This window comes from Frankia sp. R82 (assembly GCF_023716925.1).
In the GTDB taxonomy this organism is placed as follows: Bacteria; Actinomycetota; Actinomycetes; order Frankiales; family Frankiaceae; genus Frankia.
In genome coordinates, this window is the sequence record NZ_JAMQQG010000195.1 from 1 (window position 1) to 627 (window position 627).

At 71.5% G+C, this 627-nt stretch carries 2 protein-coding genes; one reads left to right on the plus strand and one right to left on the minus strand.

What is annotated here, in order from left to right:
- A partial coding sequence (locus ND747_RS16575) for a helix-turn-helix domain-containing protein (RefSeq protein ID WP_251734504.1) occupies nucleotides 1-206 on the minus strand: 206 nt, incomplete at its 3' end.
- 70 nt (nucleotides 207-276) lie between these two features.
- Here ND747_RS16575 and ND747_RS16580 point away from each other — a divergent pair.
- Nucleotides 277-627 carry a hypothetical protein gene (locus ND747_RS16580; protein WP_251734505.1) on the plus strand — a complete coding sequence of 117 codons (351 nt, stop codon included), beginning with the start codon at nucleotides 277-279 and terminating at the stop codon, nucleotides 625-627.

Below are 627 nucleotides of genomic sequence, written 5' to 3' on the forward strand. Positions count from 1 at the left end.
GCGAACCGGCCCCGCCACTTGCCCACGGTGTCCTCGCAGACGCCAAGCCTGGTGGCAATCGCCGCGTTGCCCGCACCGTCGGCGGCGGCGAGCACGATCGTCGCGCGCAGCCAGTCACGGCGTGGCACGGTCGCCGAGCGGGCACGGCCGGCCAGGACGGTGCGGACATCGTCGGTCAGGATGATCGCGGTGGCACGGCGAGACACCCTCACGGTCCTACCGGGCCAGCCACGCCCCACAGACAAGCCACGACCACCCTCCGGCCACAATCAGACCGTGGCGGGTATCCCGGAGTCGACGAAGACCTCCCTGCAGCAGCGCCTCGTCGCGCACGCCGCCACGAACTGGCCCGGGATCACGGTGTCCACCCGCTACCGCGGCCCGTTCGCCTACGTCACCGCGACCGACCCCGACGGCGACGACCAGCCCCTGTGCCGGCTGCGTTACGTCGGCTACGCCAGCCAGTGGGGCTTCGCGATCTGGCGGGCCAGCCACGACGACTACGCCGACTCCGTCCTCGCCGACGGCTCCCCGACCGGAACCGCCGAAGCCGCACTCGACCTCGCCGCCAGCCTCTACCTACCTGACACCACCGATCACCGACGAACTAACGGCGACGACCACTAG